This window comes from Pseudomonas cichorii, from assembly GCF_015471405.1.
Taxonomy (GTDB): Bacteria; Pseudomonadota; Gammaproteobacteria; order Pseudomonadales; family Pseudomonadaceae; genus Aquipseudomonas; species Aquipseudomonas serbiensis.
The window spans coordinates 150,057-168,670 of sequence record NZ_BLVZ01000006.1 but is presented as its reverse complement, the minus strand read 5'-3'; the positions used below and the strand labels follow the sequence as shown (position 1 = coordinate 168,670).

The window sequence follows — 18,614 nt, the reverse complement described above, 5'->3', positions numbered from 1 at the left end:
CGGTATCACCGGAAAAACCACTGGCTCTCATTCGGGAATGAGTATCATTATGTTACTTATTGTTTCAGCCATACAGCTCGCTGAAACATCTCACCCTGAAGCCTTTACCCCGGTGAACCATGCTTGTTCCGTTTTTGATCATGCTGCGCGAAGGTATTGAAGCCGCGCTTATCGTTGGCATCATCGCCAGTTACCTGAAACAGACCGGCCGCGGCGAGTGGATGCCTGCGGTCTGGATCGGCGTATTTCTCGCCGCCGCCCTGGCACTGTTCGTTGGCGGTGGCCTTGAGCTGATGAGCGCCGAATTCCCGCAAAAGCAGCAAGAGCTGTTCGAGGGCATCGTCGGCCTGATAGCGGTCGGCATTCTCAGTTCCATGGTGTTCTGGATGCGTAAGGTGGCGCGCTCCATCAAGCACGCTCTGCACGCCTCACTGGACGCCGCCCTTGCCGGCTCGAAAAACCAGACTTACGCCCTGATCGCCATGGTGTTCTTCGCCGTGGCCCGCGAAGGCCTGGAAACCGTTTTCTTCCTACTCGCCGTCTTCCAGCAGAGCGAAGGCTCCAGCGCGCCATTGGGAGCCCTGCTCGGCCTGCTGCTGGCCATCGGTTTCGGCGTGGCGATCTACAGCGGCAGCATGCGCCTGAACCTCGGCCTGTTCTTCCGTTGGACCGGGCTGTTCATCCTCGTGGTTGCTGCCGGGATTCTCTCCAACTCCGTGCAGGCACTGCATGAAGCCGGTGTGTGGAACCACTTGCAGGATGTGGTCATCGACTTCAGCGCGACCCTGCCGATGGATGGCCCGCTCGGCTCGATACTGGCTGGCATGTTCGGTTATCAGGACGCGCCCACCGTCAGCACCCTGAGCGCTTACCTGATCTACCTGATCGGCGCGCTGGTGCTGTTCTTCCTGCCTCATTCCCCGGCAGAAAAACAGCAGCCCTCACCCACCTCCGTCACGAACGAATAAGGGCCTACATGTCGAACCCTTCCTCTGAGCTTTCCGGTAAAGCCAGGCCTCCCCGTGCCTTGCGATTGGCAGTCGCCGGTTCTGTGATCCTGATGATCGCTGCCGGTGGACTCTTCTACTACGCCTCGCAAGTGGCATCGAAAAAGCGTGCCGCCAATAGCGGCAACGAAACCGTGGTCAACATCCACGCCCACAACTGTGAGCCCAACGTACTGACCGTGCCTGCTGGCAAGAACGCCTTTCGCATCGTCAACCGCTCCGAACGTGCCGTCGAATGGGAAATTCTCGATGGCGTGCTGGTGGTCGAAGAGCGGGAAAACATCGCGCCCGGCCTGAGCCAGGTGATCAATGCCAATTTGCAGCCCGGCGACTACGCCATCACCTGCGGCCTGCTGAGCAACCCGCGTGGCACCTTGCATGTCACCCCGACTGCCGAGTCTGAAGCCAAGGCAAAAGCGCGTCCGTCCATGGTGGCATTTATCGGCCCGCTGTCCGAATACCGCGTGTACCTGAGCCAGCAAAGCTCGGCGCTGATCAAGGCCGTCAACGCTTTGCAACAGGCCATCGAAGCCAATGACCTGAGCGCAGCACAAGCAGCGTACACCCCGGCGCGCACGCTTTATCAGCGCATTGCCCCTGCCGCACAGCGCTTGGCCGAACTGGACAACGCCATCAACGCCCGCGCCGACTACTACGAAAAACGCGAGCAAGACCCGGGCTTCGGCGGCTTCCATCGCATCGAATACGCCCTGTTCCAGCAACGCAACATCGAAGGCCTCGCCCCCGTGGCGCAGCGCCTGCAAACCGATGTCACCAGCCTCAAGCAGCAACTGCTGGCGCAGACCCTGGCCCCGGAACAACTGGCCGATATCGTCGCCCGCAACATGCACAGCCTGGCGGAAGTGCGCAGCAAGGGTGAAGAAGAGCGCTACAGCCACAGCGACCTCAATGGCTTTGCCGCCAATCTGGAAGGCACACGCAAGGTCATTGACCTGTTGCGTCCTCTGCTGGCCAAGAGCGCAGGCGCCCAGTTGCAGCGCATCGACAGCGCATCGAAGGCTCTGGATGAACAACTCAAGGCACTGAAAACAGACGATGGCTATCGACCTTACGATCAGGTCGATGCAACGCAGCGTCAATCGATAGCCGACAAAGCCAAGGCTCTGGCCGATGCGCTCGACGGAATCGACTCGGCTCTCGGCCTCTCCGACCTCTGACAGATGTGAACAAGTGACTACGATGAAAAACCCGGAATCCGATAACGCGCCCCACTCCCTCCAGCGTCGCCGTGTTCTGCTGGGGCTGGGTGCCGCCGGTGCAGCACTGGCGGGCAGCAGCCTGAGCGGCAATGCTCTGGCCGCCTCCACCGCTCAGGTCACCGAAGCACCGAACAGCGACAAGACCCAGGACCACAATGCGTTCCACGGCATTCACCAGAGCGGCATCGTCAACCCGCGTCCGGCCGCGGGCATGCTGGTGGCCTTCGATGTGCTGGCAGCCGATCGTGAAGACCTGGAGCGCATGTTCCGCACCCTCAACGAACGCATCGCCTTTCTGATGACCGGCGGCCCGGTGGCCGAGGTCGATCCGAAGCTGCCGCCGCTGGACTCGGGCATCCTTGGCCCGGTGGTCACCCCGGACAACCTGACCATCACGGTTTCGGTGGGCGAATCCCTGTTCGATGAGCGCTTTGGCCTGGCCTCGGTCAAACCCAAACGCCTGAGCCGCATGACAGGTTTCCCGAACGATGCGCTGGAGGCCAGCAGTTGCCACGGCGACCTGAGCATCCAGTTCTGCTCCAACACTCCCGACACCAACATTCACGCCCTGCGCGATATCGTCAAGAACCTGCCGGACCTGCTGCTGGTGCGCTGGAAACAGGAAGGCACGGTGCCGGCCCAGGCCCCCAAAAAGCCAGGCCAGCCAGCGGAAAGTGCGCGCAACTTCCTGGGCTTCCGTGACGGCTCGGCCAACCCGGATTCCAATAACCAGAAGACCATGAACGAACTGGTCTGGGTCCAGCCCGGCAGCGACGAACCCGCCTGGGCCGCCAATGGCAGCTACCAGGCGGTGCGGCTCATCCGCAACTTCGTCGAGCGCTGGGACCGCACGCCCTTGCAGGAACAGGAATCCATTTTCGGCCGCACCAAGAGCAGCGGCGCCCCCATGGACGGCAAGGTGGAAAGCGACGTGCCGAACTATGCAGCCGACCCGCACGGCAAGAAAACCCGTATGGACTCGCACATCCGCTTGGCCAACCCGCGCACGCCCGAAACCCAGCGCAACCTGATCCTGCGCCGTCCGTTCAACTACTCCAACGGCGTCAACAAGAACGGCCAGCTCGACATGGGTCTGCTGTTCATCTGCTACCAGAGCGATCTGGAAAAAGGCTTCATCACCGTGCAGACCCGCCTGAATGGCGAGCCGCTGGAGGAATACCTCAAGCCTTTCGGCGGCGGCTATTTCTTCACCCTGCCCGGCGTGACCGGCGACAAGGATTTTATCGGCCGCTCATTGCTGGCCGCAGCACCAACTGCCCAAACCGCATGACCCTCAATCACCTCACCCGGAAGAGCACCATGAAAAAGACGCCTCTGGCTTTGCTGCTGACCCTTGGCTTGCTTCAGACCCCACTGGCGGCTTTCGCCGCAACGGCGCCACTGGATCTGGTCGGCCCGGTTTCGGACTACAAGATCTACGTCACCGAAAACATCGATGAACTGGTCAGCCACACCAAAGAATTCACCGACGCCGTCAAGAAAGGCGACATCGCCACGGCCAAGAAGCTCTACGCACCCACGCGGGTCTACTACGAGTCGGTAGAACCGATTGCCGAGCTGTTCAGCGACCTTGATGCGTCCATCGACTCCCGTGTCGACGATCACGAGCAAGGCGTTGAAGCCGAAGACTTCACCGGCTTCCATCGTCTGGAATATGCCCTGTTCTCGCAGAACACCGCCAAGGACCAAGGCCCGATTGCCGACAAGCTGATGGCCGACGTGAACGACCTGCAAGCCCGCGTCGCCGACCTGACCTTCCCGCCGGAGAAAGTCGTCGGCGGTGCTGCCGCATTGCTGGAAGAAGTCGCCGCCACCAAGATCTCCGGCGAAGAAGACCGCTACAGCCATACCGACCTGTATGACTTCCAGGGCAACATCGACGGCGCGAAGAAAATCGTCGACTTGTTCCGCCCGCAGATCGAGAAACAGGACAAGGCTTTTGCCACCAAGGTCGACAAGAACTTCGCCACCGTGGACAAGATCCTGGCCAAGTACAAGACCAAGGATGGTGGCTTCGAGACCTATGACAAAGTGAAGGAAAACGACCGCAAGGCACTGGTCGGCCCGGTCAACACCCTGGCCGAAGACCTGTCGACCTTGCGCGGGAAACTGGGCCTGAATTGACATGGCGTGTAGGAGCGAATTTATTCGCGAAGGCCATTTTTCGCGAATGAATTCGCTCCTACCGGGGATATGGTGTTTGTTTAAATCCCGCTAAACCAGTTATACCCCTGATCCTCCCAATACCCGCCGGGATTCTCGTTGCTCACGACTATCTCGACGATATGCTTGGGGTTCTTGAAGCCCAGCTTGGTCGGCACCCGTACCCGCAGCGGGTAACCGTAGTCCGGCGGCAAGGCGACTTCGCCAAAGTCCAGCGCCAGTAAGGTCTGGGGATGCAGGGCCGTGGGCATGTCCAGGCTTGAGTAGTAACGGTCGGCACACTTGAAGCCGACAAAACGCGCCGTAGTGTCTGCACCGATATATTCCAGAAAAGTCCTGAGCGGTACGCCGCCCCACTGCCCGATGGCGCTCCAGCCTTCGATGCAGATCAAGCGCGTGATATCGGTGCGTTGCGGCAGTTTGCGCAGGGCTTCCAGCGTCCATGGCTGCTTGTCGCGCACAAGCCCCGACACCGCCAGCCGATAGTCGGACAGCTCGACCTCGGGCACGTTGTATTCCGGGTAAAAGGCATTGAACGGGAATGGATTGGTGATCTGCGCCTTACTGTAGGTCGGGGCCAGTTTCTGGCCGTTGAACAGCCAGGCCTGAACCCGGTCATTCCAGCGCGACATGGCCCACAGTGCTCTGTCCACCTGATCGCCATCCTGCAGATTGCAGCCGGTCAGCATCGACATGGCCCCCACCGTCAGCCCGGCGCGCAGGAACGAACGGCGCTGGATATCCACCAGTTGCTTCTGTTGTGCAGGCTCAAGACGGATGCGCTGGGTGATGCGTTTACGAGGTTCATTCATGGCCGGGGTTTCCGTTTTCAGCCGGCAGACGCCCGCCAGTAATCATGGGCAACAAGGTACGCGGGACCAGCACGACCAGTGCCAGGTGAACGATAACGAATGCTCCGATGGCCGCCATCGCGCCGAAATGCACCCAGCGGGCAGCGTCGTAGCCGCCCATCAGGCTGGCCAGTTCCTGAAACTGCACCGGTTTCCACAACGCCAGCCCGGACAACACGATCAACACCCCCATGGCCAGCACCAGCCAGTACATCAGGCGTTGCACGGCGTTGTAGCGGCCTTTGATATGGGCCAGACGAAAGCGCAAGGCATCGGCAATATCGCGCTTCACCTCGGCAGGACGCACCGGCAGCAAGTCGCGCTTGAAGTGGCGGCTGAACACGCCATACAGCACATAAACCAGGCCATTGATCACCAGCAGCCACATCACCGCAAAGTGCCAGGCAATCGAACCACCCAGCCAGCCGCCGAGGGTGAGCGATTTGGGAAAGGTAAAAGCCATCAGCGGCGCAGCGTTATAAATCGCCCAGCCGCTCATGAACATGCAGACCATGCCCACGGCATTGACCCAATGGGTCAGGCGCACGGGCCAGGGATGAATGGGACGGGTTTTCATGATTGTCCTCTCGTGCCGTGGGAGGTATGCCTTGACCGATAGGCAAACCGTAGGAGCGAATTCATTCGCGAAGAAACGTTTCGCGAATGAAACGGATCGCCGCCCGACGGATCGCCGCCCGGTCGCTCCTACGCGCGTTCGATTACATCGGTGGGGTATACCCATCCTTGCCCACTGCAACCCCGCGTGCAGACTTGCCGTCGTCTGCCGGGAACAGCACGATTTTCGCGCCCGCTTTCAACTCGCTGCGCTGGCCCGGCTCGACGTAGGCAATCGGCACATCTTCCGGCACCACCAACTGTTTCTCGCCGCCCTTGTACAGCACGCTCAAGGTACGGCCATTGGCTTTGGACAGGGTGCCCACCGTGCCGTTGGTCATGGTGCCGGTGCTGCCATCGGCGTTTTCCCAGCCGTAGTGGCCTTCGCCGCTGCCTTTGAGGCTGGCTTCGAATACGGTGACTTCCAGCGCCTTGAGCGTACCGTCAGCCTGAGGAATGGCTGCCGAGCCAACGAAGCTTTCCGGCTTGATGGTGTCCAGATCAGCCTTGGAAACCAGGCGGATGCCGGTCTTTTCAGTCAGTTGAATGCTCTGGTGCTGGCCGGCACGGGTGGTGAAATTCAAGGTGTCGGCCTGAAGGCTCTCGACCGTGCCGCGCATCGGTTTGACCACCGGCAGATCAGCGGCCTGGGTCATGACGGCGGCACTGAGCAACAGCAGGCCGAAGGTAGTGGAAAGCGCAGTCTTCATCGGTTATTCCCTGGCAGATTGAATGGAGCGCCATCATTGCTCCGCTACCGGTACTGAAAAATGACCCGCCAATGACATTTTTGTCATTCTCGAAACCGGGCCGGTCAATGACAAAAATGTCACCGACTCGCGGCTGGCAACTGGGTAGACTGCCGGCACCGGCGCGATTGATGGCGCCAGCCAGAGTGTAGCCAGCGCAACAATGCATATCCTGCTGATTGAAGACGACACCAAAACCGGCGAGTACCTGAAAAAGGGCCTCGGCGAATCCGGCTATCAGGTCGACTGGGCTCAACACGGTGCCGACGGCCTGCACATGGCGCTGGAAAACCGCTACGACCTGATCGTGCTGGACGTGATGTTGCCCGGTATCGATGGCTGGCAGATCATCGAAGTACTGCGTGCAAAACAGGATGTGCCGGTGCTGTTTCTGACCGCACGGGATCAGTTGCAGGACCGGATTCGCGGCCTGGAACTGGGTGCCGACGATTATCTGGTCAAACCCTTCTCCTTTACCGAACTGCTGCTGCGCATCCGTACCATCCTGCGCCGGGGCGTGGTGCGCGAAGCCGACCATTTCCATCTGGCCGATCTGGAGCTGGACCTGCTGCGCCGCCGTGTCACCCGCCAGCAACAGGTCATCGTCCTGACCAACAAGGAGTTCGCCCTGCTGCATCTGTTGCTACGTCGCGAGGGCGATGTGCTGTCCAGGGCACAGATCGCCTCCGAGGTCTGGGACATGAATTTCGACAGCGACACCAATGTGGTGGACGTGGCAATCAAGCGCCTGCGCAGCAAGGTCGACCTGCCCTACCCGATCAAGCTCATCCATACCGTGCGCGGTATCGGTTACGTCTGCGAGGTACGGCCATGCAACCCGGACGCCAGCCTTCCCTGACCCTGCGCTCGACCCTGGCTTTTGCCCTGGTGGCCATGTTCACCGTTGGCGGTGCGGGGTTGTATCTGTATCAGTCGATCAAGCAGACCGTCATGCAGCGCAGCGACCATGCGGTGCTCGCGCGCCTGGATCATTTTCGCAAACTGCTGCGCTATGACCTGACCCTGGACACCCTGAAGGGCAGCCCGCAGTTGTTCGAGAACATGCTCGACAGCGAAGAAGACATTTTCATCATTGGCGAACCGGGCAAGCCGCCGGTGATTGTGGTGAACCCGCAACGCGCTCCGCTGCCGGATCTGCCGACGGTCGCTCAGGATCAGCCCCTCAGTGTCAGCGACCTGCGCAGCGGCATGAGCCTGCAAGGCGTACCACTGCGGGCGGCGTCGGTGCAGGCCATGTCCCATGGCGTCGAATTGCGCTTGCAGGCCGCGCACCTGATGGTCAAGGAAATGGCCATGCTCGCCAGTTTCCGTGAACGCATCTATGCCGCGATGACGCTGACTTTTGTACTGACGGCCTTGCTGGGTTATGTGCTGTTGCGACGCGGCTTGCGCCCGTTGCGGCAGATGGCAGCCCATGCGGCCGGTATCTCTCCGACCAGCCTGCACAACCGTCTCGATACCCGAAACACTCCGGTGGAGTTGCAACAATTGAGCGACGCCTTCAATGCCATGCTTGACCGGCTGGATGACGGCTATCAGCGCCTGACGCAGTTTTCCGCCGATCTGGCCCACGAGATCCGCACCCCGGTGGGTTCGCTGATGGGGCATTGTCAGGTCGCGTTGCGCCAGAATCGCAGCGTCGATGACTATCAAGCCTTGCTGGCCTCCAACCTTGAAGAACTGGAGCGAATTTCCCGGCTGGTGGAAAGCATCCTGTTCCTGGCTCGCGCCGACGAGGCTCAGGCGGTGCTGGAACGTCAACCACTTCAATTGCAGGACGAACTGCAACGGGTCACGGGCTATTTCGAGGGGCTGGCCGAAGAGCGGCAACTGGAACTGCATGCCAGCGGCCAGGGCAAGCTGGACGCCGACCCGATCCTGCTGCGCCGGGCCTTGAGCAATCTGGTCGCCAACGCTATCCGCTATGCCGACGAAGGCAGCCGGATTCTGGTACGAGTCGTGTCCCTCAAGCATGAACAGCGGATCGAAGTGGAAAATCAAGGCCCCGTCTTGCCTGCGGCAACTCTGGACCGATTGTTCGACCGCTTCTACCGGGGCGACTCGTCGCGCCATGAAAGCTCCGACTCCAACGGCCTCGGGCTGGCCATCGTCGCGGCGATCATGCATTTGCATGGAGGTCGCGTCGAAGTCGCGCAGCCAAAGGCCGGGAGAATCTGCTTCAGCCTGGTATTTACCGGTTAAGCCTTCTTGTCGTGGGCAATGGTCAGCTTGTAGAACGTAGCCGCGCCCCCTTCAGTCGTGTACCCGGTGTTGTCCTGGGTATAGACCCCCGCCTTGAAGTAGAACAGCTTGGTGCTCCAGGCCGAATCAAGGCTGGCGTTCCAGATATGGTCGTAGGCATTGACCGTGAGACTCCCGCCAGGCGTCAGGTGGATGCTGTAGCTGAAGCGCTCGTTGAGCGGAACACCCTGGGCAATCATGATGACTTCGATTTCTGCATCCGGGCTGCGTCGAAACTTGGCGACAATATTGCCGGTCTGCAACTTCTCCTTGAACTGGTACTCGACCTTGAGCAACGGCTCGGTGCTGCCGTAGCAGTGGATCTGGCCAATCACGATCTTGCCGCTCGAAGGCACCTGATTGACCGTCAGCGACGCACGCAGAAAATTGTCCGCACTCGAGTAAGCCCAGTTGTAGGCTCGACCATCCGCCGTGGTCTCGCGCAACTCGGTACGCGGGTACTTGGCATTTTCCGTGGTGGAGCCGGTAACCGGCGCCCAGAAAAACAGCGTGTTTCCTGAGCGAAAGTAACCATCCTGATAACCGCCCATAAGTTTGGGAGTATCGATGGTGGTGGCTGGCGTTCCGACGGGTACGGACAAATTCCAGGTGGCGAGGTCGATCATGGGGTTGCTCGCAAGGTGCGCAATTCGCACCGGCAGGATGGCTCTGGAACGGGCGTTCGGCGCCCGCTGGATTCGTCCTGACTATCGGCTGAATCGTTTCTTTTTTAAACACCGCCCAACGTTAAATTGGCGTCAAAAGAAAGTCATCAACACCCCAAAGCCACTACTTTGATGTTATTTGTATCCAAAGTTTGACAACTGCGATTTTTGCTCTAAGCGGCCATTCATTTGGAAATGATCACAAACGGATCGCGTCATTTTTTTGAATGGCCATCGCCAGAACGGCTGTTTTTTGCGGGAATTTACCGACAGACGGTAGCAATTATTTTTAAAAATCCAGGCACTTTTCACACCACGGACTGTCACGACGACCGTTCATCGCCTTTTGGGCACAGCAAAAGCCCCCGACCGCATAGCTTCCGGCGATAAATTTCCTGGGGATATAGGGGCCTCTCGCGAATGAATTCGCTCCTACTCAGTGAAGGGGCGACTTCTGTCGCGAGACGTCATTGAAGGCGATGGACTCTCTTGGGATATACAGGCCCCTCACGAATGAATCGGCTCCTGCTCAGACAGCACAAAGAGCCGGTTCAGGCAGGCGAATGAACACGGTGTAAGCCGCACCTTCCATCGCTTCAAAGGCAATCAGCTTCTCGACCAGAGCTTCGCTGAGCACCTTGCCGGCATTGAGCAACAGCATGCCGTTATCAGCGTTGAGGTTACGGGCCAGGACCATGCCGGCACTCAACTCACGGGGTTTCATGGCCTTGACCAGCGGATCGCCCAACGTGATATCCGAGCGGTAGACCGCGCAAGCCTTGATGAAACCTTCCAGCAAGCCCGGGTCATACCAGCGCCCGCTGTACTGGCGGATAAACACCAGCGCTTCATCACTGTTCATACGCCGCTGCAGGATCAGGCCATGCTGCAACTCGATGAAATCAACCGCCAGCTTGAGCAGACGCGAACCGAAGGGAATCGCCTCGCCCTTGAGCCGGTCCGGGAAACCCGTGCCGTCCCAGTGCTCCTGATGGTGCAGAATCAAGCGGGCTGCATCGCGCATGGGGTCCAGGGTCATGAGCAATGATTCGCTCTGTTTCGGGTAGTCCCGATAACGCTCACGCTCGGTGTGGGACAACTGGTCGACAGGCGCGCCGATCATGCTGTCGCTCCAGCCAAGCTTACCGATATTGTGCAGCGCGGCCGCCATGCACAGGTCGCGTCGGCTGGCTTCGTCCAGCCCGTGAACCTGGCAGTAGGTGCGTACCAGATCGATGATTTGCCGGTTGGTCTGCTTGTCCGCCGGCAGGCGCTGATTGACCAGCAACGAGAAGACTTCGGTAGTCGTGGCATAGCTGTGCTTGAGTTCGTCGTAAGCCAGGTCGAGCATGTCGGCGGTCTGCTGCACCTCGCTCGTACGCGCCAGCACACGCTTTTCAAGCGTGGCATTGAGCAGTTGCAGCGCTTCGTTCTGATCGTGGGTCAGTTGCTCAAGGCGTTGCCGCTCGCGCTCGGAATGCTGATGGGCCAGGGACTGACGCAAGGTCAGCAGCATGTCTTCGTCATTCCAGGGCTTGCTGATATAGCGATGAATGCCACCTTCGTTGATCGCTTTGACGATCATGTCCAGGTCCGCATAACCGGTCAGCAGCAAACGCATGGTGCCGGGATAGAGCGCATGGATACGGGCCAGCAACGTCGAGCCGTCCATGTGCGGCATGCGTGCGTCGCTCATCACCAGATCGATGGGGTGTTGCGCCATGATGTTCAGGGCTTCTTCGCCGCTGGTGGCGCAGTGGATGGTGTACCCCTGGGTTCGCAGCAGACGGCGCAGGCTGCTGAGAATCAGCTCCTCGTCGTCGACCAGAAGCACGTTGGGCTTGAATGCACCGGCAGAAACAGACTTGTCGTCCATCGCGAGTACCTCGCTCAGCGGTAGTGGCACATTTGTTCTTGTGAAGTGCCAGGTCATCATGCGCTTCGACCTTGCCCTGAGCATAGCTGGAACTCAAAAAATAGTAGCACTTTGAGATTAAATCCGATGAAAGCTCACCCGCAGCGCTATGCTCAAGTCAGTCAGGGACGCTTCCTGTCACCCACTCGACCGTTGCCGCAGGTGTGCCATGAAAATCCTGTCCAACCGACGCATCCTCCTGATCGACAGCACCCCCGCCACTCACGAAGACTTTCGCAAGGCGCTGGTCCCGGACAGCAGCGGTCAGGCGGATCTTTACCTGATCGAAGCCGCCCTGTTCGGCAATGACATGCCGATCATTACCCACCACTACCAGCTCGATTGTGTGTACGACGCAGAAGATGGCCTGTTCAGGGCACAGCAGGCGCTGGATGACGACCTGCCCTACGCACTGGCCTTTGTCGACATGCATCTGGCGGAAGATGTGCGGATCATCGAAAAACTCTGGCAGATCGACCCGCGCCTGCAAGTCGTGATCTGTGCAGCGCAGTCGGACTATTCATGGGAAACCCTGATAGACCGCCTGCAAGGCCATGACCGGCTGCTGACTCGCAAAAAGCCTTTCAACGATATTGAAGTCCAGCAACTGGCCCACGTGCTCACCACCAAATGGGAAATGACTGAACTGGCGTCCGTACAGATGGACCGGCTGGAGCAACTGGTCGAGCAACGAACCGAGGAACTGACCCGCACCAGCGAAGAGCTGCAACATCAGATCGACGAGCGCAAACACCTGGAAAGCCAGCTGGTGCAGTCGGAAAAACTGGCCTCGCTCGGGCAACTGGCGGCCGGGGTCGCCCATGAAATCAATAACCCGATCGGGTTCATCTCTTCCAACCTCGGCACCCTGGAAAACTATTTCGCCCAGGTGAAGGAAATGCTGCTGGCCTACCGCAACATCGAACAGGCCATCCCCGCAGGCCCTGAACGGGAGCAACTGACCGCCCTGCGCGAACGCATAGAACTGGATTACCTGATCGACGATATCCCGGTGCTGATCAGTGAATCCAAGGAAGGGATCGACCGGGCCGGGAAGATCGTCAAGGACCTCAAGTCATTCTCCCGGGCAGACAGCAACGAGCAGTGGCAGTGGGCGGACCTGCATCAAGGGATCGACTCGACGCTGAACATCGCGGCCAACGAAATCAAGTACAAGGCCGACGTGATCAAGGAATACGGCGATCTGCCGCAGATCGAGTGCCTGCCTTCGCAAATAAACCAGGTGGTCATGAACCTGGTGGTCAATGCGGCTCAGGCCATCGGCGACGAGCGCGGGCAGATCACCATTCGCAGCGGCCAGGAAGGCGACACGGTATGGCTACAGGTGACCGACAATGGCTCGGGCATGGCGCCGCAGGTCATGCAACGTATCTTCGACCCGTTCTTCACCACTAAACCCGTGGGCAAAGGCACCGGGCTAGGGCTGTCGCTCTCCTACGGCATCGTCAAAAAGCATGGCGGGAGCATCAGCGTCAAAAGCGAGGTGGGAGCCGGTACTTCATTCAAGGTCGTGCTACCGATCCATCAGGCCAAAACCGGCAGTTGACGCTGGATTCCACGACCGTCGGGAAATTTGCAGTTGACGGAAAGACTTTGTTACAGGATATTATTAGTTAGCAAGCTATTAATATCCTCGCTAACAATATCGCTCCTAACTAAATTTCCGGTTTTCCCATGTCACTCGATTCACTTCACAGAGCCATCAGCAGCGGCATGGTCGCAGCCTCCCGCCAATGGCGGCGCATCTGCCAGACCACGCTGTCCACGTACGGCATTTCCGAAGCCTGCGCAGGCCCGTTGCTGGCCATTGCCCGACTGGGCGACGGCGTGCATCAGGTGAAAGTGGCCCAGGCCGCCGGCATGGAAAGCCCGACACTGGTACGTCTGCTGGACCAGCTCTGCTCTGCCGGCATCGTCTGCCGTACCGAAGACCCCAGCGACCGCCGCGCCAAGGCCTTGAGCCTGACCGAAGACGGCCGCAAGCTGGCCGGTGCAATCGAACAGGAACTCACTCGCCTGCGCGCCGATGTGCTCAAAGGCATCGACTCCGCCGACCTCGAAGCCACCTTGCGCGTGTTCAAGGCCTTCGCCGATGCGGCTCACCCCGACAACGCAGGCCAGTCGTGAACGGCTTCTTCGCAGGATTTCCACCTGCCCGCGACTGGTTCTATGGCGTGCGCACCTTCGCCGCCGCCATGCTCGCGCTGTATATCGCCCTGATCATGGAAATGCCACGGCCGTACTGGGCCATGGCGACGGTCTATATCGTTTCCAGCCCGTTCGTCGGCCCCACCAGTTCCAAGGCGCTGTATCGCGCCCTCGGTACGCTGGCAGGTGCCGCCGCCTCGGTATTGCTGGTGCCGGTCTTCGTACAGACGCCTTTGCTGCTGGCCATCGTGATCGGCCTGTGGACTGGCACCCTGCTGTTTCTCTCCCTGCATCTGCGCACCGCCAACAGCTACGCGCTGATGCTGGCGGGCTACACCATGCCGCTGATTTCCCTGCCGGTGGTGGACAACCCGCAAGCCGTCTTCGAGATTGCCGTCTCGCGTACCGAAGAGATTTTCCTGGGCATCATCTGTGCCGCCGTGGTCGGTGCGATGTTCTGGCCTCGTCGCCTGAAACCGGTGTTCCAGGCCACGACTGAAAAATGGTTCAGCGATGCCAGCGCTTACAGCGAGCGGTTCCTGGGGCGCAGTGTTCAGGCCGAAGAAGTCGGCGCACTGCGCAACTCCATGGTCGGCAGCTTCAATTCGCTGGAGCTGATCATCAGCCAGTTGAGCCATGAGGGCGCGCGCAAACAGACCGTGCGCAACGCCATGGAATTGCGCGGACGCATGATTCACTTGCTGCCGGTGATCGATGCCCTCGACGACGCACTCTGGGCACTGGAGCGCCGCACGCCAGAGCTGCTGGCTAGCCTGTCGCCACTGCTGGTGGAAGCCCGCAACTGGCTGGGCAACACCGCCAAAGGTCCGCAACTGGAGCAATGGCAGTTGCTGCATCGCGAGCTGGAGCGCCTGCAACCGGATTCCGCACAACTGGATGAACGCGAGCAACTGCTGCTTTCCAACGCGCTGTATCGGCTGAGCGAATGGATCGACCTGTGGCTCGACTGCCGCACCTTGCAATACGCCATCGACACAGACGATCAATCGCCCTGGCGCGCTGTTTATCGGCACTGGCGTCTGGGTCGGCTTACGCCGTTTCTGGACCGTGGCCTGATGCTGTATTCGGTGGCATCGACGGTGCTGGCGATTATCGCCGCTTCGATGCTGTGGATACTGCTGGGCTGGAAAGACGGCGCCAGCGCGGTGGCTCTGGCCGCCGTGTCTTGCAGCTTCTTTGCTGCCATGGACGACCCGGCGCCGCAGATCTACCGGTTCTTTTTCTGGACCCTGCTGTCAGTGGTGTTCGCCAGCCTGTATCTGTTCGTGGTGCTGCCCAACCTGCATGATTTCCCGATGCTGGTACTGGCCTTTGCCGTGCCGTTCATTTGTGTAGGCACGCTGACGGTGCAACCGCGCTTCTTTCTCGGCACGCTGCTGACCATCGTCAACACCTCGTCCTTCATCAGCATCCAGAGTGCTTATGACGCCGACTTTCTGAACTTCCTCAACGCCAATCTGGCAGGGCCTGCCGGCCTGTTGTTCGCCTTTATCTGGACGCTGGTGTTCCGCCCGTTCGGTGTCGAGCTGGCGCTCAAGCGCCTGACCCGCTTCAGTTGGCGCGACATCGTGAGCCTGAGCAAACCGGCCACCCTGGCCGAACACCGGCACATGGGCGTGCAGATGCTCGACCGCCTCATGCAGCAACTGCCGCGCCTGACCGTTACCGCCCAGGATTCCGGCATTGCCCTGCGCGAATTGCGGGTCGCCCTCAACATCCTCGATCTGCGGGCCTATACGCCGCGTGCCACCGCCGTTGCCCAAGGCTTGCTGAATCAGGTGGTGGATGAAGTCGGCAGCTATTTCAAAGCCTGCATCAAGGCAGACGAACGCTTGCCAGCACCCAAAGGCTTGCTGATGACCATGGACCGGGCGCGTCGCTCGCTGACCGATCAATGGATGGGCCAGGACCCGGCGCGCATTCACCTGCTGCATGCCTTGAGCGGCCTGCGCCTGGCGCTGTTGCCAGGCGTCGAGATCGTCAGCGTTGCCGGGGAAACGACCGAACAACCGCCCTATGGCATCGATGGAGCACCGTCATGATTGGTGATCTGGATATCAGCGGCATCTTCGTGCCCACCTTCCTGGCGCTGATGGGCATCGCCTATCTGCTGTTTCTCGGGGTGCATGCGTTGCTGTCGCGTGCCCACTTCTACCGCCTGGTATGGCACCGGGCTTTGTTCAACGTAGGTCTATACGCTTTGTTGCTCGGCGCCGTGGATACTCTCAGTCGATACCTGATGACATGAAAAAACCATTACTGACTTTGGGCCGTGTGGTCCTGACCCTGCTCGTTGTACTGCTGGCCACCGTCGTCGTCTGGCGCATGGTGATGTATTACATGTATGCACCCTGGACCCGTGACGGGCATATCCGCGCCGACATCGTGCAGATCGCCCCGGACGTATCCGGCCTGATCCAGAAAGTCGACGTGGGCGACAACCAGCAGGTCAGCAAGGGCCAGGTGTTGTTCACCATCGATCAGGACCGCTTCCAGCTGGTCTTGCGTCAGGCGCAGGCAACGGTTGCCGAGCGCCAGGAAACCTGGGAGCAGGCGCGCCGCGAGAACAAGCGCAACCGTGGCCTGGGTAATCTGGTGGCCCGCGAGCAACTGGAAGAAAGCCAGTCCCGCGAAGCCCGCGCCCTGTCGGCCCTCAATGAAGCAAAGGTGGCAGTAGATGCCGCGCAGCTGAATCTGGATCGCTCGGTGATTCGCAGCCCGGTGGACGGCTATCTCAACGACCGCGCGCCGCGTCCCCATGAGTTCGTGACGGCAGGCCACGCCGTATTGTCGGTGGTGGATACCGCGTCCTTTCACATCGATGGCTACTTCGAGGAAACCAAGCTGGACGGCATTCATATCGGCCAGAGCGTGGACATCCGCGTGGTCGGCGACAACGCACGCCTGACTGGCCATGTGGTGAGCATCGTCGCCGGTATCGAAGACCGCGACCGCACCAGCGGCTCGAACCTGCTGCCCAACGTCAACCCGGCGTTCAGCTGGGTGCGTCTGGCGCAGCGCATTCCGGTGCGTATCGCCTTTGACGAGGTGCCTTCGGACTTCCGCATGATCGCCGGGCGCACCGCCACGGTATCGATCATCGACGACCGTCAGGGAGCGGCACAATGAAACACGCCACGCACATGGCCACGCTGGGGTTGGGTTTACTGTTGTCGGCCTGCCAGATGGTCGGGCCGAACTACGAGCTCCCCAAGGACGGCGCGATCAATCGCCCGGACCTGCAAGGTGAACTGGCGGGCCAGTCGGTCAATACCGTTTCGGCACCAGTGCCTGAACACTGGTGGCGTCTGTATAAGGACCCGCGACTCGATGAACTGGTGCAACAGGCCATGGCCTCCAACACCGACCTGCGGGTCGCCGCCGCCAACCTGCAACGCGCCCGCTATCAAACGGCCGAAGCCCAGGCCGCCGGTGGTTTTACCAACAGCGCAACAGTCGGTGTCCAGCGCTTGCAGGAATCGGGTGAAGCCTTTCTGCTGGCCGACAAGGTGCCGGTCGCCAATGTTGGCGATGTGGGGCTGACCACGTCCTATCAGTTCGACCTGTTCGGGACCTTGCAACGCGGTATCGAAGCCGCCCAGGCCAATATCGATGCCAGCCAGGCCGCCGCCGATACGGCACGCATCACCCTGGTGGCCGATGTCGTGCGGGCTTACACGCAGATCTGCGCCGCCAATGAAGAACATGACATCGCTCAGGAGTCGCTGAACCTGCAACAACAGAGCGTGACCCTCAACCAGCGCCTGCGCGATGCAGGGCGCGGCGATGAAACCCAGGTCACCCGCTCACAGACGCAATTCAAATCCCTGCGCGCCGAGCTGCCACGCTACGAAGCCATGCGTCAGGCCGGGTTGTTCCGCCTGTCGATGCTGCTGGCTCGACCAGTGGAAAAACTGCCTGCCGGGGTCAGCACCTGCAACGAGCTGCCGCATATTGCGCAAGTCATGCCGGTGGGCGACGGCGCAGCATTGCTCAAACGCCGCCCCGATGTGCGCCAGGCAGAGCGTCATCTGGCCATGGCCACCGCGCAGATCGGCGTCGCCACAGGCGAGCTGTACCCGGACATCAGCATCGGCGCGACCATCGGCAGCATCGGCATCCTCGAAAACCTCGGTAAACCGGCGGCCAATCGCTGGGGTTTTGGCCCACTGCTGAACTGGACCGTCCCGTCCAATGGCTCACGTGCCCGCATCCATCAAGCCGAAGCCTCGACCCAGGCGGCGCTGGCGCGCTTCGATGGCGTGGTCCTCAATGCCATTCGCGAAACCCAGACCGGCCTTGCGCAATACACCGCCCTGCTGGACCGCCGCGATGCCTTGAAAGATGCCGAACAATCGGCACAGGAAGCCGCCGACCAGACCCACCGCTTCTACAAGGCCGGCCGCGCCTCGTTCCTGGCAGACCTTCAAGCCACCCGCACCTACACCGACGTCCGCGCACAACTGGCGGCGGCCAATACCCAGGTGGCCATGGGGCAGATTGATCTGTTTCTGGCATTGGGTGGGGGTTGGCAATAAGGTCAGTATCATTGTGCAGGGCCGAACTCATTCGGGAAGACCTGACATACGGCACGAATAGATGTCGTTTGAATCGTCTTCGCGAATGAACTCGTGCCCACCAAATCAAACGACATCAATACCCTCCCCCACTGCAAACCTTGGCGCCAGGCAATATAAAACCCTCCTCTTTAATAACTGCTCGAAAACAGGGCAGCACGCAGTGGCCTGCGGGTATCAGCGCCCTGTTTCAACCCACAAAAAATTTAACGGCGTTTGTGCTTGCGAGCAGATTTCAATAATGCTATTAAATAGCAGAGCCATCATATGGCCATTAATCTTAAAACTATAATCAAGGATGACCGCCATGCATGGCGTACTTCTCTTTCAGTAGATAACCATTCGGTTCTACGACCCTTGTAGTTTGTCGAGAACACTG

General features: G+C 59.9%; 17 protein-coding genes and 1 pseudogene. 13 read left to right on the top strand and 5 right to left on the bottom strand.

Features of this window, described 5'->3' with window-relative positions; all coding sequences use genetic code 11:
- Window positions 1-119 precede the first annotated feature (119 nt).
- From efeU to efeO (JL015_RS10840), 4 genes are read left to right on the top strand one after another with little or no spacing between them, the layout of a single operon-like run.
- Window positions 120-968, top strand: coding sequence for an iron uptake transporter permease EfeU (gene efeU / locus JL015_RS10855; RefSeq protein ID WP_201018471.1), 849 nt, complete (start codon window positions 120-122; stop codon window positions 966-968).
- Window positions 969-976: 8 nt separating this feature from the next.
- Window positions 977-2,185 carry an iron uptake system protein EfeO gene (gene efeO / locus JL015_RS10850; protein WP_201018470.1) on the top strand — a complete coding sequence of 403 codons (1,209 nt, stop codon included), beginning with the start codon at window positions 977-979 and terminating at the stop codon, window positions 2,183-2,185.
- A gap of 22 nt (window positions 2,186-2,207) precedes the next feature.
- Window positions 2,208-3,518, top strand: coding sequence for an iron uptake transporter deferrochelatase/peroxidase subunit (efeB, locus tag JL015_RS10845; protein WP_201018469.1), 1,311 nt, complete (start codon window positions 2,208-2,210; stop codon window positions 3,516-3,518).
- Between the two features lie 29 nt (window positions 3,519-3,547).
- Entirely contained in the window at window positions 3,548-4,372 is an 825-nt protein-coding gene (efeO, locus tag JL015_RS10840; RefSeq protein WP_201004631.1) for an iron uptake system protein EfeO, read from the top strand.
- A gap of 80 nt (window positions 4,373-4,452) precedes the next feature.
- Here efeO (JL015_RS10840) and JL015_RS10835 read toward each other — a convergent pair whose 3' ends face one another.
- From JL015_RS10835 to JL015_RS10825, 3 genes are all read right to left on the bottom strand, one after another.
- Entirely contained in the window at window positions 4,453-5,223 is a 771-nt protein-coding gene (locus tag JL015_RS10835; RefSeq protein WP_201018468.1) for a molybdopterin-dependent oxidoreductase, read from the bottom strand.
- Window positions 5,216-5,839, bottom strand: coding sequence for a cytochrome b/b6 domain-containing protein (locus tag JL015_RS10830; RefSeq protein ID WP_201018467.1), 624 nt, complete (start codon window positions 5,837-5,839; stop codon window positions 5,216-5,218). Before JL015_RS10830 ends, JL015_RS10835 begins: the two co-directional genes overlap by 8 nt.
- Before the next feature lie 142 nt (window positions 5,840-5,981).
- Window positions 5,982-6,587: a hypothetical protein gene (locus tag JL015_RS10825; protein ID WP_201018466.1), complete on the bottom strand. Its 606-nt coding sequence runs from the start codon at window positions 6,585-6,587 to the stop codon at window positions 5,982-5,984.
- A gap of 202 nt (window positions 6,588-6,789) precedes the next feature.
- On the opposite strand from JL015_RS10825, the gene JL015_RS10820 reads away from it, so the two are divergent.
- Entirely contained in the window at window positions 6,790-7,485 is a 696-nt protein-coding gene (locus JL015_RS10820) for a heavy metal response regulator transcription factor (protein ID WP_201004637.1), read from the top strand.
- Window positions 7,458-8,849: a heavy metal sensor histidine kinase gene (locus tag JL015_RS10815; protein ID WP_201018465.1), complete on the top strand. Its 1,392-nt coding sequence runs from the start codon at window positions 7,458-7,460 to the stop codon at window positions 8,847-8,849. Before JL015_RS10820 ends, JL015_RS10815 begins: the two co-directional genes overlap by 28 nt.
- Here JL015_RS10815 and JL015_RS10810 read toward each other — a convergent pair.
- Together JL015_RS10810 and JL015_RS10805 are read right to left on the bottom strand one after the other, a co-directional pair.
- Window positions 8,846-9,514, bottom strand: coding sequence for a polysaccharide lyase family 7 protein (locus tag JL015_RS10810; RefSeq protein ID WP_201018464.1), 669 nt, complete (start codon window positions 9,512-9,514; stop codon window positions 8,846-8,848). The two genes, JL015_RS10815 and JL015_RS10810, sit on opposite strands and share 4 nt — an antisense overlap.
- Before the next feature lie 568 nt (window positions 9,515-10,082).
- Window positions 10,083-11,429 carry an HD domain-containing phosphohydrolase gene (locus JL015_RS10805; RefSeq protein ID WP_201018599.1) on the bottom strand — a complete coding sequence of 449 codons (1,347 nt, stop codon included), beginning with the start codon at window positions 11,427-11,429 and terminating at the stop codon, window positions 10,083-10,085.
- Window positions 11,430-12,222: 793 nt separating this feature from the next.
- Between JL015_RS10805 and JL015_RS28070 the strand changes: the two are divergent.
- The 7 genes and pseudogenes from JL015_RS28070 to JL015_RS10775 form a co-directional block, all read left to right on the top strand.
- Window positions 12,223-12,309 (top strand): annotated as a pseudogene (locus tag JL015_RS28070) (hypothetical protein); the annotation flags it as partial.
- Between the two features lie 57 nt (window positions 12,310-12,366).
- Entirely contained in the window at window positions 12,367-13,035 is a 669-nt protein-coding gene (locus tag JL015_RS28065; protein WP_374063412.1) for an ATP-binding protein, read from the top strand.
- 128 nt (window positions 13,036-13,163) lie between these two features.
- Window positions 13,164-13,616, top strand: a complete 453-nt coding sequence (locus tag JL015_RS10795; RefSeq protein ID WP_201004643.1) for a MarR family winged helix-turn-helix transcriptional regulator — start codon at window positions 13,164-13,166, stop codon at window positions 13,614-13,616.
- On the top strand, window positions 13,613-15,700 hold the full coding sequence (locus tag JL015_RS10790; protein WP_201018462.1) for an FUSC family protein: 2,088 nt from the start codon (window positions 13,613-13,615) through the stop codon (window positions 15,698-15,700). Before JL015_RS10795 ends, JL015_RS10790 begins: the two co-directional genes overlap by 4 nt.
- Window positions 15,697-15,906, top strand: a complete 210-nt coding sequence (locus JL015_RS10785) for a DUF1656 domain-containing protein (RefSeq protein ID WP_201004645.1) — start codon at window positions 15,697-15,699, stop codon at window positions 15,904-15,906. Before JL015_RS10790 ends, JL015_RS10785 begins: the two co-directional genes overlap by 4 nt.
- Window positions 15,903-16,787, top strand: a complete 885-nt coding sequence (locus JL015_RS10780; RefSeq protein ID WP_201018461.1) for an efflux RND transporter periplasmic adaptor subunit — start codon at window positions 15,903-15,905, stop codon at window positions 16,785-16,787. The genes JL015_RS10785 and JL015_RS10780 overlap by 4 nt, the downstream gene beginning before the upstream one ends.
- On the top strand, window positions 16,784-18,196 hold the full coding sequence (locus JL015_RS10775) for an efflux transporter outer membrane subunit (protein WP_201018460.1): 1,413 nt from the start codon (window positions 16,784-16,786) through the stop codon (window positions 18,194-18,196). Before JL015_RS10780 ends, JL015_RS10775 begins: the two co-directional genes overlap by 4 nt.
- Window positions 18,197-18,614 lie beyond the last annotated feature (418 nt).

Coding starts and splice junctions, on each gene's coding strand:
- efeU (WP_201018471.1), top strand. CDS start 120: ATGCTTGTTCCGTTTTTGATCATGCTGCGCGAAGGTATTGAAGCCGCG.
- efeO (WP_201018470.1), top strand. CDS start 977: ATGTCGAACCCTTCCTCTGAGCTTTCCGGTAAAGCCAGGCCTCCCCGT.
- efeB (WP_201018469.1), top strand. CDS start 2,208: ATGAAAAACCCGGAATCCGATAACGCGCCCCACTCCCTCCAGCGTCGC.
- efeO (WP_201004631.1), top strand. CDS start 3,548: ATGAAAAAGACGCCTCTGGCTTTGCTGCTGACCCTTGGCTTGCTTCAG.
- JL015_RS10835 (WP_201018468.1), bottom strand. CDS start 5,223: ATGAATGAACCTCGTAAACGCATCACCCAGCGCATCCGTCTTGAGCCT.
- JL015_RS10830 (WP_201018467.1), bottom strand. CDS start 5,839: ATGAAAACCCGTCCCATTCATCCCTGGCCCGTGCGCCTGACCCATTGG.
- JL015_RS10825 (WP_201018466.1), bottom strand. CDS start 6,587: ATGAAGACTGCGCTTTCCACTACCTTCGGCCTGCTGTTGCTCAGTGCC.
- JL015_RS10820 (WP_201004637.1), top strand. CDS start 6,790: ATGCATATCCTGCTGATTGAAGACGACACCAAAACCGGCGAGTACCTG.
- JL015_RS10815 (WP_201018465.1), top strand. CDS start 7,458: ATGCAACCCGGACGCCAGCCTTCCCTGACCCTGCGCTCGACCCTGGCT.
- JL015_RS10810 (WP_201018464.1), bottom strand. CDS start 9,514: ATGATCGACCTCGCCACCTGGAATTTGTCCGTACCCGTCGGAACGCCA.
- JL015_RS10805 (WP_201018599.1), bottom strand. CDS start 11,429: ATGGACGACAAGTCTGTTTCTGCCGGTGCATTCAAGCCCAACGTGCTT.
- JL015_RS28065 (WP_374063412.1), top strand. CDS start 12,367: ATGCTGCTGGCCTACCGCAACATCGAACAGGCCATCCCCGCAGGCCCT.
- JL015_RS10795 (WP_201004643.1), top strand. CDS start 13,164: ATGTCACTCGATTCACTTCACAGAGCCATCAGCAGCGGCATGGTCGCA.
- JL015_RS10785 (WP_201004645.1), top strand. CDS start 15,697: ATGATTGGTGATCTGGATATCAGCGGCATCTTCGTGCCCACCTTCCTG.
- JL015_RS10780 (WP_201018461.1), top strand. CDS start 15,903: ATGAAAAAACCATTACTGACTTTGGGCCGTGTGGTCCTGACCCTGCTC.
- JL015_RS10775 (WP_201018460.1), top strand. CDS start 16,784: ATGAAACACGCCACGCACATGGCCACGCTGGGGTTGGGTTTACTGTTG.